This window comes from Providencia sp. Me31A (assembly GCF_050487165.1).
Lineage (GTDB): Bacteria > Pseudomonadota > Gammaproteobacteria > Enterobacterales > Enterobacteriaceae > Providencia.
This window is the reverse complement of record NZ_JBKQGZ010000009.1, coordinates 53,022-67,570: the sequence shown is the minus strand read 5'-3', so window position 1 is coordinate 67,570 and position 14,549 is coordinate 53,022. Positions and strand designations below refer to the sequence as shown.

Genomic DNA, 14,549 nt, shown 5'->3' with positions numbered 1-14,549 from the left:
ATTATGTTGCCCCCTTCAACTCCACAAGATGAATTAATTAAGTTAAGGGTCGCCCAACTGGAACGCGTTGGGTCGATTTTATTCTTTCTTATTCCATTAATTATTTTGTTAATTATTGGGAAGGCATTTGCCTTTAATACTCTTTATCTATGGCAGGGCTACTGCCTGATGTACATCATTAGCTTTCGGATGGTCATCACTAAGTTATCATCAAAACAGCTGAAATTGGCGGTTCGCCAAGGATGGAGTTTCTATCGGGTTTGTTGGTGCTATCTGATATTATCTGTCACGATATTTGCGGGACACGCCATTGTATCCCGCGTCTTTGCTTAGCTTGCTTTGAAGCCGTATGATTTGATATAGCCATCTGCCAGCTTTTGCGCTTGCTGTAACTCGTCAGGGGTTAATTGTTCGGTAATTTTTTCTTTAAGTCGACGGCTCTCTGAGTTGCCACTATAAACCGCTGTTGCTAGCCATGCATAAGCTTGCTGTAGGTTTTTCTTGACCCCACGCCCCTCTGAGTACATCACCCCCAAGCGGTCTTGGGATTTGGCATCTTTCTGTTTGGCTGCTTTCCTAAACCAAAATACAGCCTTTTCATCATCTAAATCAACACCACTGCCTATAGAATACATTTGGCCAATGCTGAATTGCGCGATGACGTTACCACTTTGGGCCGCTTTTCTAAACCAAAAAGCCGCTTTTTCTAAGTTTTGGGTAACTCCTAAGCCTTGCGCATACATCATGGCCATATTGGTTTCTGCACGAGTATCACCCTGTGCAGCCGCTTGTTCATACCATAACATGGCTTTATCATAGTCTCGGCGGACACCAAAACCATTGACAAACATAGTGCCTAGCCTAAATTGTGCATCAGAGTTTCCTTGGTTTCCTGCTTTAATGAACCACTCTGCGGCAATCTTTGAGTCTTGGGAAACTCCATGACCTTTAAAATACCGCTCCCCAAGCTGAAATTGCGCTAATGGATCGCCTTTTTGAGCTAATTGCGTGATTTGCTCAATTGTCGGTTCTTGTGTCGAAGCAGCAGGAGCGGGAACCTCGGCTGGTGTCGCAATTAATACTGAACTATAAAAAATAGAACCTAACAACAGTGCTACCGCAATTTTTTTCATACGAAGAAACCCTCAACAGTGCAATATACTGACTGTGAAAACAGTACTATCCATTAATATTGACCCAATACTCTATTATCTTAGTGTAAATTTACTTTTTGTTAGAAAAAATAGGAAAATTGACCTAATTTACTTAAAAAGCACATTTCGCTGTATTTTTATCACTTTTTTCTTTTTCTAGGCAATTAGCAATAAAAAGCTAAGTAAACTCATGCTCACCTAGCCTATTAAATATTAAGTCCACACAACACTATGCATTATTTAAATATTTTTCCCGCAGATAACGAGCAACTGCATCATCACCATTGGAACCAATCACTTCCATACTTGGCAATGCATCTTTCAGCAACTGGTGCGCATTTTGCATAATGCAGCCCTTACCCGCGATAGTCAGCATTTCTTTGTCATTCATACCATCACCAAAAGCAATACAATCACTCGCATCATAACCATGTAATGCGGCAACTTGTTGTAAAGCCTCGCCTTTCGAAACAGCACCTGCCATTACCTCAAGGCAGCTACGCAGAGAAAACGTGACATTGACCTTATCTTGCCAACGGTTTTGAATGCGTTGCTGTAGATCTACAAGCAGGTCATGATCTTCACTGGTATAATAAACCTTACATACTTCTGACGTTTTAAATTCATGGCGATCAAAAAGCTGATAATTAAACACTGACTCTTTGAAAAACTCTTTCTGTTCAGGGCTTTCCCGGTTAATAAACCAATCGTCCCCATGATAGTAGTTAGTAATAAGGTCTGGATTATCAAACTCCATTAAACACAGATCATGGGCGATTTGTGGGTCTACATTGTGTTCAAAAATAAGTTCACCATGCGTATTATGAATACGAGCACCGTTTGATGTGATCATATAGGCATCGATACCCAAACCATCACGGATCTGGGCAACATCCACATGATGACGCCCTGTTGCAAACACGAAACGCACATTTTGTGTTGCAACTAGCTGTTTTAATGTGTCTTTTGTATAAGACGTTAAATCATGATTGGGAGATAACAGTGTCCCATCCAAATCGGAAGCAACTACAGGATATTTCATATTCAAACCTTAACTAATACTGCTCAAAAAAATCACAGATGGCATTGAGCGCCATCGCTCTTAGCGCATCCACTTCAAATAGGATTTCATGGTGTGCCCCTTCAATAATGAGGGGTAATTTTTCTTCTCTTCCTATTTGCACTTTTTGCCTATTTTGACAAAAAGCTCGTAGCTCTTTATTACTGACCACTTTTTCTTCGCTGGCTTCCAATACCATTAGTGGCACATCAATTTCTCCCGCTTTCGCAATTAGCTCGTCACCAATCATAAAACTTTCACGCAGCCAGTGATAAGTCGGCCCACCAAGACGTAATTCGGGATAATCTGCATAGTAACGCAAATAACGCCGATAACGCTCTGAGCTATGCGTTAATACATTGATTAAATAAGGTAAAGGCTGCCACTTACCTGTTGAAGCGGCATAATCATTACGCACACTTTCACGAGACTCCGCCCTATCCACGATAAAGCTTGCCATCCAACGAGGCATAGGTAAGTTAATTCCAATCATCGGTGCACATAACGTTGCAGCGTCGAATGTCACACTATCTCGCAATAAATACCCAGCAAGGATCGCACTCCCCATAGAGTGGCCAACTGCATAACACTTAGGGTAATGGCGATATTTAACTTCTAGCTCAATAAACTTTTCAAAATCATCAATATAGTCAGTAAATTTTTCAACGTGACCTTTTTGAGTATCCGCCAGCATGCGGCCTGATCGCCCTTGCCCACGATGATCAATGATGAACACATCGTAACCTAAATGATAAAAATCATAGGCCACCTCAGGGTATTTCACATAGCTTTCACTACGTCCCGGTGAAATTACTATCGCTTTATGGTGGGTGGAATGTACGAAGCGCACATAATGAATTGGAATATCGTCAACACCAAGAAAGTAAGACTCTTCACGGCATTGCCAAAAATCTAAAAGCGGGCCATTGGTAAAAGCAGAAAATTGAGTTTCTCGATTCAGCCAACTCTCTTTTAGGTTTTCAGACGTCATCCTGTCGTTTCCTTATGTATTCATTCATAACCTTCAAGATGATCTCGGATCAGCGTCATAAAGGCTTCACCAAAACGTTCAAGCTTGCGTTCACCCACACCATTAATTAACAGCAACTCGACAGATGATGTTGGTGTATGTTCTGCCATTTCAATAAGCGTTGCATCATTAAATACCACAAATGGTGGGATGTTTTCTTCATCTGCTATCGATTTACGTAGCTTGCGCAGCTTAGCAAATAGCTTTTTATCATAATTGCCATGATAAATTTTGTTTTGTTGATTACGGCTTTTTGCCACTAAAACGCGTGGTACAGCAAGTTGTAATGCGGCTTCCCCACGTAATATCGGTCGTGCAGCTTCTGTTAATTGCAATGCCGAAAAATGGGTAATATTCTGGGTGATCATACCTAAATGAATCAGCTGACGGAGTACACTGACCCAATATTCATTGGTTTGTTCTTTACCAATACCATAAACTGGCAGCTTGTCATGACCTAAATCCCGTATCCGCTGATTGTTTGCTCCTCGCAGTACTTCAACAATATAGCCGATACCAAAACGCTGACCAACACGATAAATGCAAGAAAGCGCTTTTTGCGCATCTATTAATCCATCATATTGCTTTGGTGGGTCTAGGCAAATATCGCAGTTACCGCAAGGTTGCTGGCGATTTTCGCCAAAGTAATTCAATAACACTAAACGACGGCAAGTCTGAGCTTCTGCAAAAGCGGCAATGGCATTTAGTTTATGACGTTCGATATCCTGTTGCATACCCATGGGTTTTTCTTCAAGGCAACGACGTAGCCACGCCATATCCGCAGGGTCATAAAATAAAATAGCCTCGGCTTCTACGCCATCACGGCCCGCACGGCCAGTTTCCTGATAATAGGCTTCAATATTACGGGGGATATCAAAGTGCGCCACAAACCGGACGTTTGATTTGTTAATCCCCATACCAAAAGCCACTGTTGCAACAACCACTTGCAGGTTATCTTTTAAAAATGCGTCTTGTACCCATTCCCGCTGAGAAACGTCTAACCCCGCATGGTATGCTGCTACACTTAAACCGCGTTTTTGTAAACGTTCTGTGGTTTCTTCCACTTTATTGCGGCTATTACAATAGACAATACCCGCTTTGCCTTTTTGCCCTTTAATGAAAAACCAAAGTTGATCTAAAGGTTTATATTTTTCGACTAAAGTATAACGAATATTCGGCCTATCAAAGCTACTGACATGAATCAACGGGTCATGCAATTCCAATAAGCGAATAATATCTGCACGTGTTGTTTCATCAGCCGTCGCCGTTAATGCCATTACAGGCACATCCGGTAAAGACTGTCTTAGTTGGCCTAATGCGCGGTATTCAGGGCGAAAATCATGCCCCCATTGGGAAATACAGTGTGCTTCATCAACAGCCAGTAAACTAATATTCCAACTAGATAATTGACTTAAAAAATAATCTGTTAAGAGCCGTTCTGGTGCAACATACAACAGTTTAATTTCACCATTGTCGCATGACGCCATGATTTGGCGTTGTTCTTGTGGAGTTTGGGATGAATTTATACAAGCTGCACCAACACCATGTAGCCTTAGTTGATCTACTTGGTCTTTCATCAACGAAATTAATGGCGAAACCACCAACGTGATACCTTCTTTCACCAGCGCGGGGACTTGGTAACATAATGATTTCCCCCCTCCTGTTGGCATCAATACTAAGCAATCTCGGTTATCCAAAATTGCCCCAATGACCTCATCTTGTCCTGGGCGAAATGATTGATAACCAAATGTGCTATTGAGCACATTCTCAGCCATTGAAAGTTGGTTAATGACGCAAGCTGTGGACACAAACTTCCTCAATCTATAAAACAAGTCGCTGCCCAAATGAGCAGCGAGGTATGAAATTAATTTCTTTCGATATGTTATGTTGGTTTACAACATATCATTTAGCATAACACCGATACCAAAACGCGTTTGGCGATAATTGTAGTCTATCATCGACTCACCATATCCACTAAACAACTGGGTATAAAAACGCACATGTTTACTAATCGGATAGCTCCAACCCAGCTCTGCGCCACCATAACCACTATTCCAATTATAACGGCCTGTCGTTGTAAACACGCTATCACCCAGTGCATAACCGACTTTTAAGCGATAATACCCCATATATTTAGTGATATCTGAATTATCATCACTACCTTCACTTTCATGTATACGGTACCAAGGCTTCAGATCAACTTGCCAATTACCATTTTGTGCCATTGCTCGTGCATAAATACGATTCCAACTTCGAGAAGTTGGGTCTGAACGACCATTTGATTCGTGATTAAAACCAGTTTCTAATTCACGTAATGTCCAACCACCGAATTGGTAATCCGTCAGCCATCCGACAAAAACTTGAGGTTCATAATTGGTTTCACGAAAAGGGGATGACTCTTTTTTGTTGCTAAGCTGCCACCAAGAACGTTGTGTATAAGAAACAGCCAGAATCGAGTCTTCGCCCGCAATACCTGCCCACAAAGGAAACGCAAGACTTAATTGAAATTTAACTTCGTCCTTTAACGCATCATCACCCCAACTGTAGCTAGAAATCGCTTGTTTATTAATCGATGATGTATACGTATAAATAATATAATTTGATTCATACGGATACAAAACAAAGGGGTTATCATAATTTTGCAGCAACCCTGAAATAATACTCCCACGAATTGGTGTGTTATTATTTACTACTTGATTTTCATGAGATTCAGTTTCATTCGCCAACAAAGAAGTAGACCAAAAACAGAGCACAGCGCTCAATAACACTGGTAAAGCACGCATTAGTCATTCCTATTTTCAATAGCGCCAAAAAAAAGTTTGTCCTATTTTACACACAAAATACGCTAAGTGCTGAAAGATTATTCATCTGTTTGTTAGAGACATAAATTACACACAGTGTTAACGTATCATTTACATCTATATTTACAGTTTTGTTTAACGGATGAACGTGATGAATGACCGTACTTATACCTTAGAAGAAGCCTGCGAACTAATGAGCCATGCCTTCATCTACAAAATGCCTTTTAACCAATTACTTGGCATCGAACTATTCAATATAAATGATGACTTTGTCCAACTCACAATCGAAAATCGCCAACAACTAATTGGTAACTTTACCCAAAATATCCTCCATGGTGGTGTGATAGCCTCTATTTTAGATGTTGCAGGGGGAATGGTATGTATAAACCGTATTTTACAGCGCATAAATCCGCTAACACATAGTGAAATTGTCGACAAAATGTCTCGTATGGGTACAATTGATCTCCGTGTCGACTATTTACGCCCCGGTCGAGGCGAAATGTTTACAGCCAGTGCAAGCTTGTTAAGAGACGGTAATAAAATCGCGGTGACTCGCTGTGAACTACATAATGAAAATAATCAGCATATTGCAACAGCGACAGCGACTTACCTAGTGGGATAATCCTTTCCTATAAATAATTAGTTACCTAGGAAACGAATAACTTGTAAAAAAACCTGAGCAATGTCACATTAGTGGTGTCAAAAATCGAGCCGTACAAATTACGGCTCGGTACCCCTGTTAAGTTTCTTTTAGTGTTTAATTCAATTTCAGAGCCAACAATGAGCCAGCAGAATACTACCAAAGGCGTGTTATGTGCCTTAGGCGCCTATTTTATTTGGGGTGTCGCACCAATTTATTTTAAAAGCATTCAAGAAGTGCCCGCAGAAGAAATCCTGACTCATCGTATCATTTGGTCATTTTTCTTTATGATTTTATTGTTAACAGTCTCTCGGCACTGGAATTATGTTCGCCAAGTACTGAAGCAACCCAAAAAAATATTAGTTCTTGGCGTCACTGCAACGACAATTGCTTGTAACTGGTTAATTTATATTTGGGCTGTTAATAATGGCTATATGCTACAGGCTAGCCTAGGTTATTTTATCAATCCTTTGGTTAACGTATTGTTTGGCATGCTATTTTTACAGGAACGCTTCCGGCGTATGCAATGGGTTGCTGTCGGTTTGGCATTAACTGGCGTATTAATTCAACTTTGGCAATTTGGCTCAGTCCCTGTCATTGGTTTAAGTTTAGCTGTGACGTTTGCCACTTATGGTTTACTGCGTAAAAAGCTCGGTGTCGATGCCCAAACAGGCATGACATTCGAAACCTTATGGCTGCTACCTGTTGGTATTATTTTCTTATTATTCTTTGCAGATAGTCCAACCAGTAATATGGCTGCGAATGATTGGCATCTTAATACCCTTTTGATTGCGGCAGGCGTTATTACAACGGTTCCACTATTACTATTTACTGAAGCAGCTAACCATTTGCGGTTATCAACCCTAGGCTTTTTCCAATACATGGGGCCAAGTATTATGTTCTTACTTGCCGTCTTTGTGTATGGCGAAGTGATGACCGCTGAGCTGCTAGTCACTTTTGGCTTTATTTGGGTTGCATTAATTTTATTTACCTTGGACGCTTTATATACCCAGCAAAAATTGAGAAAGAAATAATATGTTCTTTTTTCAGTAACCCCTTATAGCCTATAATTATAACCTATAAATAGTGCAAATTTAAAATACCGACTTTCATTTTATATTTACAATGAAGTCGGTGTTTCATTATATGGAACCTTACACGTTAATTTAATTAATGAAACTTTAGGATTTTAATATTTATTTTAAATAAGCAGACATAGAATAGATCAAATAACAAAACAAAAACCAAAAAAATAATTATTTATCAATATGTTAAGATGCCCCCAATTAGCTTGATTTAATTCTGTAAATGAGTATGATTTAGCTTATCTTAAATCCATTTCAATTAACTCATTTATCCATATAACAACTCTTTGAAATAAAGGCAGTTGTATATTTTTTTTCAATTAATGATTGCTTAATAGGAACTTGGTAATTATATTGTACGCCGCTTGTATTCACCCCAGCGGATGGTGATGGTCCGATTCATCACTGACGTTTCATTAAAGTGCGCACGATGACATTTAATTGATGTCCTGGTGCGAGGTTTTCTGAAATTGAATACGGCGCATAAGTGTTAAATAAAAAATAGTGTAGTGCTATAGCTCAGGTTATATGGCTGCATTTTAGGTTCACTCCGCCTGTGCATTCAGACAGAGTTGAGGTTGTTAAGGGCTTTTGGGAAGGGCTTAAAAATGCAACAGAATACCGTTCAAATGAAACGCGTACTGACCACTCCTGCGTTAGTTTTTTTCGGGCTGGCTTATATGGTGCCTCTCGGAATTTTCACCACCTATGGACAAGTTACTGTATTAAGTGAAGGGCATTTACCCGTCGCTTATTTAATTACATTGGCTGCTGTCTTCTTCACTGCGATGAGTTATTGCAAAATGACTAGCGCTCTCCCTCTTTCTGGGTCTGCGTATTCATATGTGCAAAAAACATTCGGCGGCACGCTTGGCTTTTTAGTGGGTTGGGCACAATTGCTTGACTATCTATTCCTGCCAATTATCAACTACATTGCCATTGGGATCTTTGTTCATGAAGCATTTCCTGATATCCCAATGTACGTCATTATTTGTAGCACCATCACAATCGTTAGCATTATGAATATTTTGGGAATTAAATTAGTTTCCTCAATGAATATGCTGATCATTTTGATGCAGTTTGTGTTTATTGCTGTATTTTTATACTTAAGCTTTAAAACATCATTTGTATTAGATGCGGATACGCTATTGGCTCCGATTACTGTCATGACAGACCAAGTCCCTGGGCTATTTGCAGGTGCGGCTGTATTGTGTTTAGCATTCCTTGGCTTTGATGCGATTTCAACAATGGCGGAAGAAACCAAAGATGCACGCAGCGCATTACCGAAGGCTATCTTATACACAGTGTTTATCGCAGGTACCCTGTTCGTCGTGATATCTTATGGTGCGCACCTCATTTACCCAATGTGGCAGGACTTCATTCCTAACACCGATATTGCGAGCCTTGCGGTTATGAAACAAGTTGGTGGCGCTATGATGGCATCCAGTTTTATCACCGCATATGTTATTGGTGTATTTGCTTCAGCAATGACCTCACAAGCCAGTATTGTGCGGATTTTCTATGCCATGGGTCGTGAAGGGGTATTACCGCGCTCACTGTTTGCTTATTTGCATCCAAGACTCAATACACCAATTTATTCAATCATTTTTGTCGCTGTCGCCTCCTTACTCTCATTGGTTTTATCCCTGAGCATGGTGGCATCAATGATAAGCTTTGGCGCGCTGATTGCGTTCACTTTTGTGAATTTATCCGTCATCAAACATTTCTATATTGATCGTAAAGCTTCATTGGATAATACAAAAGTGCTAACTTGCCTTATTATGCCTTCAATAGGTGTGATCCTAACCTTATGGTTATGGACAAGCTTAGACAGTGAAGCCTTTAAGGTTGGTCTATGCTGGTTGGCTGCGGGTGCTGTTTATCTCACCTTGCTGACCCATGGCTTTACTCGTCGTCCTCCAGCAATTTCTGACGACGAAACTGAGATGATTATTAATTAATTGTCTCATACTTGATAAATAATTACGGGGGAGCGTTTGCCTTCCCCTTTGTTTTTTTAGCGCTGATGCTTTAAAGCAACACGAATACAGACGGTTTACCATGAATAATACATTTGCAGATGTTATTTATTTTAACGGCTATATTTATACAGCTGATAGCCAAAATCGCGTGGTTGATGCGATAGCAATCCTCGACGGTTATATTCTCGCGACGGGCACCTCTGCTGAACTTCACCAGTATGTAGGGCCAGAAACAGAAAGCATCGACCTAGAAGGTAAAATGATGATGCCTGGCATCATTGATGGTCATATGCACCCATTTTGGGGCGGCATTCAGCTTTTTGGCTGCCATTTGAATTATGAATCTTTAACAATCAATCAAATCCTAGAGCGTGTACAAGATCATTTAGATAAAGACCCTCGTACAGGTGAAAATGATTGGCTGAAAGTAACCGCTTGGCTGCGTCAGGGCATGATCCCTGCGGGTATTGATATGTACCGTGAAGACATGGACAAGCTGAATACAAAACGCCCTGTCGTATTATTCTCAAATGACTGCCACACATTACTTGCTAACAGCCGAGCCCTCGAATTATTGGGTATCACCAAAGAAACCCCTGAACCACCAGATGGTAAAATTGGTAAATACGAAAATGGTGAACTAAACGGAATTTTAGAAGATGCGCCTGCTATGCGTGCCGCCGACAGTATTCCTTCGATTCGTGATGACCAAGCCGTAGAGGTTGCTGAATTAGTACAGAAAGTCCTTAATCAGCAAGGCGTGACTATGGTCATGGATGCACGTGTTTCTGAGCAGCAACTTGAAGCATTCGCACAATTACAACAACGTGGCGACCTAACTATTCGTTTCCAAGCGGCACGGGAAATCACTCCCGATGAAACACCTGATGTGGCTTCCGTTGCTGCGGCTGTTGATAAAGCGGTTGCATTTGCCCAAAAATGGCACCAAGCAGATTGGCTTCCTACTCCTGGGATCGGCTTAAATAACATCAAAATGTTTGTTGATGGTGTTATGCAATTTCCAACGATGACGGCATCTTTACTGCAACCCTATCGTATCAACCAAGGAACTGATGAGGCGCCTAACTGGGTTGAAACAAACAATTACGGCGATCTCTATTTCACGGCAGAGATCCTTGATGAACTGATGGAAAAAATTGCCGCCGCAGGTTATGACCCACACTTGCATACCGTTGGCGAAGGCGCTGTTTCTATCGTTTTAGATGCAATTGAAAAAATGCGTGCCGCACACCCAGAAAAAGATATTCGCCCTGGCCTTGCCCATAATGAATTAGTCCATGCCGACGACTATGCGCGTTTTGCTCGATTAAAAACAATCGCTTGTTTATCTTTCCAATGGGCGGCACCAACACCTGAACTTGCCGCTTTTGAAAAGAAAATGTTAGGTGATGAGCGTTTTGAACAGCTTGAGCCTATCGCTAAATTTGTCGATGCAGGCGCTGTTGTTGCTTTTGGTAGTGACTGGCCAATTGATGATTTTGACGAATGGTATGACTTAAAAGTCGCGGCAACACGCCGTGGCCGTGATATTAATGGGCAAAAAGCGCCAAGACTGGATAACGATCGGGATCTCACTGTTATTGAAGTTTTACGCTCTGCAACGATTGATTCTGCTTATGCACAACACCGTGAAGATGTACTAGGATCGCTAGAAGCAGGAAAATTTGCAGATATGATTGTGCTAGATCGCAATGTATTTGAAATCCCAGCCGATGATATTGAAAATGTAAAAGTATTACGCACAATTATCGGTGGAAAAACCGTTCATATCGCTTAATGCTAATTTAATATTATTTGAATCAATAAATACCCCAATACCTAGAAATAGTATTGGGGTATTTTTATTGGGCTCTTAAAACCAGAAACCTAACAATAAGAAGATAAATTATGGGGGACTAAATCCTCTTGTAAAGTAACGATTAGCTTATTTAAAATAGCGAAAACTGCATTAAAAAATAACTATAACCGACTGTTTTTATGTATTTTTTAATCAAAAAACAATACACTTCAACCAGAAGACTCAATCAGCAAATCACCGCATAATAAATTTTCATATTCTACTCACCAGTTATTACTGTCATGAAAAATATACTTTTAAATTAATGATCAAATAATATAAAAATAGATAATCTAGATTTTAATTACAGGAAAAGGCTTACTAAACTACCCTATTATAAAAAAATGACTAATAATATTTCTTCGTAAAAATAGCGCTTGCAAAAGAAAAAAGTTACAGCTAATATCCGCATCGTTTTATATTCATCAGCTAACTGCAAGGAGGTTTACCATGACAACAATTAATCAAACTCTTTGCAGGCACTCTCTGAAATAGTGACACTCGTTAGTTAACCTATTTTCTTAAATTTGCCTGCTAATCACCTTATTTTTCAATTAAAAATGAGTTAATAGCTTATGGGCAATACCTTACATACTGTGGATCAGCAAGTTAGTTATATCGCCACAGAATCAACATGGATTGAAAGCAAAGCAATCCAACAATTACAAACAACAGCCAGCTTACCTAATATGGTATCCGTTGTCGGCATGCCTGACCTTCACCCAGGTCGTGGATATCCGATTGGCGCCGCATTTTTCTCTACTAAGCGCTTTTATCCTGCGCTGGTTGGCAATGACATCGGTTGTGGGATGGCTTTATTTCAAACCGATATTAAAAAATCGAAGGTTAATCTCGATAAACTCGAAAAGCAACTCTCTGACATGCCAGATCACGCCCCTTTATCATGGCTTGAAGAACATGTTCCAGATGAAATGAAATCACATGACTTTATGTCATCATTAAGTTCTATTGGCGGCGGAAATCATTTTGCAGAATTTCAAGCTGTTGATGAAATATTAGACTCTGAATTATTCAGTATAAGCGGTTTGAATAAGCAACAATTACTGTTGTTAGTTCACAGTGGTTCTCGCGGTTTAGGCCAGTCCATTCTTCGCCAACACGTTGAAAACCATAGTCATGATGGGCTTATTGATAGCTCTAATGATGCAAAAAACTATCTGGAAGCACATCAAAATGCATTGTGCTTTGCTCAACTGAATCGCCAGCTAATCGGCTTACGCATGTTACAGCAGGTAAAGGCAAAAGGTGAAATCACACTCGACCTTAATCATAACTTAGTTGAAGCCTGCAAAATCAATGGTGTAGAAGGATGGATACACCGCAAAGGAGCGACACCCGCAGATCGCGGATTTGTGGTTATACCTGGTTCACGGGGGGATTACAGTTATCTCGTTTCCCCACAACCAAGTGATATAAGTTTGAACTCATTAGCGCATGGCGCTGGCCGTAAGTGGATGCGAACGGAGTGTAAAGGTCGTTTATCCCATAAATATACACCGATTCAATTATCAAGAACGGCACTAGGTAGCCGTGTTATCTGTGCAAACAAACAACTGATTTATGAAGAAGCCCCTCAGTCTTATAAATCAATTAATACAGTGATTGAAAGCATGGTGAATATTGGTGTGATTCAGGTTGTCGCGCGCCTTAAACCTGTTATCACCTACAAAACTAGTGGAGAGTGTTAATGATACTATTACAGTTTTCCTCTGCTCAAGGACCCGAAGAGTGCTGTATTGCAGTAGAAAAAGCACTCGCTTATTTTTTAGAAGAAGCAAAAAAACACCAAGTAACAGTCGATTTATTAGAGTCATTTCCTTCTAAACAAGGGCTAAAATCTGCATTGATTTACCTTGAAGGTGAAGATACAGAAAGATTAGCCCAATCTTGGTGTGGTACAGTTCAATGGCAATGCCAAAGCCCGATTAGGCCGCTTCATAAACGGAAAAATTGGTTTTTGAGTGTCATGCGTTTTTCAGCTATTCAGCCAATTACTGATAGTGAAATTGAGTTTGAGTTTACCAAAGCACAAGGAGCTGGCGGCCAACACGTTAATAAAACTGCATCGGCGGTTAGAGCGAAGCACATTGCCACAGGGATCACCGTTAAGGTTCAATCTGAACGTAGTCAACATGCCAATAAGAAGCTAGCAAAACAGCTGATCCAATGGAAACTCAATGAGTACCAAGAGCAGCAGTTGAGCATGTTAGATAAACAGCGGCACAATTCTCACTATCAAATAGAAAGAGGTAATGCCACTACTGTATTTTCTGGTCAAAAATTTAAGCGGTTAAGCTAAAAAATGCCGCCTCCTTACAATAGGAGGTGGTATAGCATTAACTTCCATAATTTAATGAATGTTAAAATCTCTTTTCATTACCTGTGCAAATAGGGAATTGGTTATATTCATAATTATGGAAAATACCTTTACCAGTAAGCACCCCACTATTTTCTACAGGGAAATAACTCATTAATTCAGTTAATTTTGAATGAATTCCATTTAAATTAATAGCTATGCTATCACCAATGCTTTTTTCACTTAATCTTTTCAGTGCTGATTGCAGCTTTTTTTCGTAATCTACAATGCTAATACCATGTTCGCTACTATAACCAAATTTGTCATTTTCCATTTTAAAAACTCCGATAAAACAAATAAATTCATATTATCTATACTAAAAATTTTAATTTATTTTTAGTATATATTTGAAATTTTCAATTGCATTCCCCTGTGGCTGCATCAATTTTATCAAGTCCGCTTGTGTCAAATTTGATTACTTTACTTAGGCACCTATTACGACAAACGACTCCTTGATTCATTAAAATATTCATATCAACTCCCTCACATAGTATATATATCCAGTACAAATACCACATAACATCTAAAAATAATTTATACAATATATCCAAACATTATATCT

General features: G+C 39.8%; 13 protein-coding genes. 7 read left to right on the top strand and 6 right to left on the bottom strand.

All coding sequences use genetic code 11. The features are described 5' to 3' along the window. The first annotated feature begins 3 nt into the window (after positions 1 to 3). Complete coding sequence (locus ACLPIE_RS08935; protein WP_430261248.1) at positions 4 to 333, top strand: hypothetical protein; 330 nt, start codon at positions 4 to 6, stop codon at positions 331 to 333. Here ACLPIE_RS08935 and ACLPIE_RS08930 read toward each other — a convergent pair. The 5 genes from ACLPIE_RS08930 to pldA form a co-directional block, all read right to left on the bottom strand. Continuing rightward, the gene (locus ACLPIE_RS08930; RefSeq protein ID WP_430261246.1) at positions 330 to 1,133 is read right to left on the bottom strand and encodes a tetratricopeptide repeat protein; all 804 of its coding nucleotides are present in this window, start codon (positions 1,131 to 1,133) and stop codon (positions 330 to 332) included. The two genes, ACLPIE_RS08935 and ACLPIE_RS08930, sit on opposite strands and share 4 nt — an antisense overlap. 250 nt (positions 1,134 to 1,383) lie before the next feature. Beyond that, the gene (gene yigL, locus ACLPIE_RS08925) at positions 1,384 to 2,196 is read right to left on the bottom strand and encodes a sugar/pyridoxal phosphate phosphatase YigL (protein ID WP_430261244.1); all 813 of its coding nucleotides are present in this window, start codon (positions 2,194 to 2,196) and stop codon (positions 1,384 to 1,386) included. Between the two features lie 13 nt (positions 2,197 to 2,209). Further along, positions 2,210 to 3,205 carry a lysophospholipase L2 gene (gene pldB / locus ACLPIE_RS08920; protein ID WP_430261242.1) on the bottom strand — a complete coding sequence of 332 codons (996 nt, stop codon included), beginning with the start codon at positions 3,203 to 3,205 and terminating at the stop codon, positions 2,210 to 2,212. A 20-nt stretch (positions 3,206 to 3,225) separates the two neighbouring features. After that, positions 3,226 to 5,052: an ATP-dependent DNA helicase RecQ gene (gene recQ / locus ACLPIE_RS08915; RefSeq protein ID WP_430261240.1), complete on the bottom strand. Its 1,827-nt coding sequence runs from the start codon at positions 5,050 to 5,052 to the stop codon at positions 3,226 to 3,228. Positions 5,053 to 5,136: 84 nt separating this feature from the next. Further along, on the bottom strand, positions 5,137 to 6,027 hold the full coding sequence (gene pldA, locus ACLPIE_RS08910) for a phospholipase A (protein ID WP_430261238.1): 891 nt from the start codon (positions 6,025 to 6,027) through the stop codon (positions 5,137 to 5,139). 169 nt (positions 6,028 to 6,196) lie between these two features. Here pldA and ACLPIE_RS08905 point away from each other — a divergent pair, with 169 nt between their 5' ends. The 6 genes from ACLPIE_RS08905 (at position 6,197) to prfH (ending at position 13,930) form a co-directional block, all read left to right on the top strand. Beyond that, complete coding sequence (locus ACLPIE_RS08905; protein WP_430261236.1) at positions 6,197 to 6,667, top strand: thioesterase family protein; 471 nt, start codon at positions 6,197 to 6,199, stop codon at positions 6,665 to 6,667. 158 nt (positions 6,668 to 6,825) lie between these two features. After that, positions 6,826 to 7,719, top strand: a complete 894-nt coding sequence (rarD, locus tag ACLPIE_RS08900) for an EamA family transporter RarD (RefSeq protein ID WP_430261234.1) — start codon at positions 6,826 to 6,828, stop codon at positions 7,717 to 7,719. A gap of 659 nt (positions 7,720 to 8,378) precedes the next feature. Next, the gene (locus ACLPIE_RS08895) at positions 8,379 to 9,731 is read left to right on the top strand and encodes an APC family permease (RefSeq protein WP_430261232.1); all 1,353 of its coding nucleotides are present in this window, start codon (positions 8,379 to 8,381) and stop codon (positions 9,729 to 9,731) included. A gap of 100 nt (positions 9,732 to 9,831) precedes the next feature. Beyond that, a complete protein-coding gene (locus tag ACLPIE_RS08890; RefSeq protein ID WP_430261230.1) occupies positions 9,832 to 11,550 on the top strand; it encodes an amidohydrolase in 1,719 nt (572 codons plus the stop codon). Positions 11,551 to 12,185: 635 nt separating this feature from the next. Continuing rightward, the gene (locus tag ACLPIE_RS08885; RefSeq protein ID WP_430261229.1) at positions 12,186 to 13,319 is read left to right on the top strand and encodes an RNA ligase RtcB family protein; all 1,134 of its coding nucleotides are present in this window, start codon (positions 12,186 to 12,188) and stop codon (positions 13,317 to 13,319) included. After that, on the top strand, positions 13,319 to 13,930 hold the full coding sequence (prfH, locus tag ACLPIE_RS08880; RefSeq protein WP_430261227.1) for a peptide chain release factor H: 612 nt from the start codon (positions 13,319 to 13,321) through the stop codon (positions 13,928 to 13,930). The genes ACLPIE_RS08885 and prfH overlap by 1 nt, the downstream gene beginning before the upstream one ends. A 61-nt stretch (positions 13,931 to 13,991) precedes the next feature. Here prfH and ACLPIE_RS08875 read toward each other — a convergent pair whose 3' ends face one another. Beyond that, positions 13,992 to 14,261 carry a hypothetical protein gene (locus tag ACLPIE_RS08875; protein WP_430261225.1) on the bottom strand — a complete coding sequence of 90 codons (270 nt, stop codon included), beginning with the start codon at positions 14,259 to 14,261 and terminating at the stop codon, positions 13,992 to 13,994. Between the last annotated feature and the right edge of the window lie 288 nt (positions 14,262 to 14,549).

Excerpts from the sequence above, each read along its gene's own strand:
- ACLPIE_RS08935 (WP_430261248.1), top strand. The coding sequence starts at position 4 with ATGTTGCCCCCTTCAACTCCACAAGATGAATTAATTAAGTTAAGGGTC.
- ACLPIE_RS08930 (WP_430261246.1), bottom strand. The coding sequence starts at position 1,133 with ATGAAAAAAATTGCGGTAGCACTGTTGTTAGGTTCTATTTTTTATAGT.
- yigL (WP_430261244.1), bottom strand. The coding sequence starts at position 2,196 with ATGAAATATCCTGTAGTTGCTTCCGATTTGGATGGGACACTGTTATCT.
- pldB (WP_430261242.1), bottom strand. The coding sequence starts at position 3,205 with ATGACGTCTGAAAACCTAAAAGAGAGTTGGCTGAATCGAGAAACTCAA.
- pldA (WP_430261238.1), bottom strand. The coding sequence starts at position 6,027 with ATGCGTGCTTTACCAGTGTTATTGAGCGCTGTGCTCTGTTTTTGGTCT.
- ACLPIE_RS08905 (WP_430261236.1), top strand. The coding sequence starts at position 6,197 with ATGAATGACCGTACTTATACCTTAGAAGAAGCCTGCGAACTAATGAGC.
- rarD (WP_430261234.1), top strand. The coding sequence starts at position 6,826 with ATGAGCCAGCAGAATACTACCAAAGGCGTGTTATGTGCCTTAGGCGCC.
- ACLPIE_RS08895 (WP_430261232.1), top strand. The coding sequence starts at position 8,379 with ATGCAACAGAATACCGTTCAAATGAAACGCGTACTGACCACTCCTGCG.
- ACLPIE_RS08890 (WP_430261230.1), top strand. The coding sequence starts at position 9,832 with ATGAATAATACATTTGCAGATGTTATTTATTTTAACGGCTATATTTAT.
- ACLPIE_RS08885 (WP_430261229.1), top strand. The coding sequence starts at position 12,186 with ATGGGCAATACCTTACATACTGTGGATCAGCAAGTTAGTTATATCGCC.
- prfH (WP_430261227.1), top strand. The coding sequence starts at position 13,319 with ATGATACTATTACAGTTTTCCTCTGCTCAAGGACCCGAAGAGTGCTGT.
- ACLPIE_RS08875 (WP_430261225.1), bottom strand. The coding sequence starts at position 14,261 with ATGGAAAATGACAAATTTGGTTATAGTAGCGAACATGGTATTAGCATT.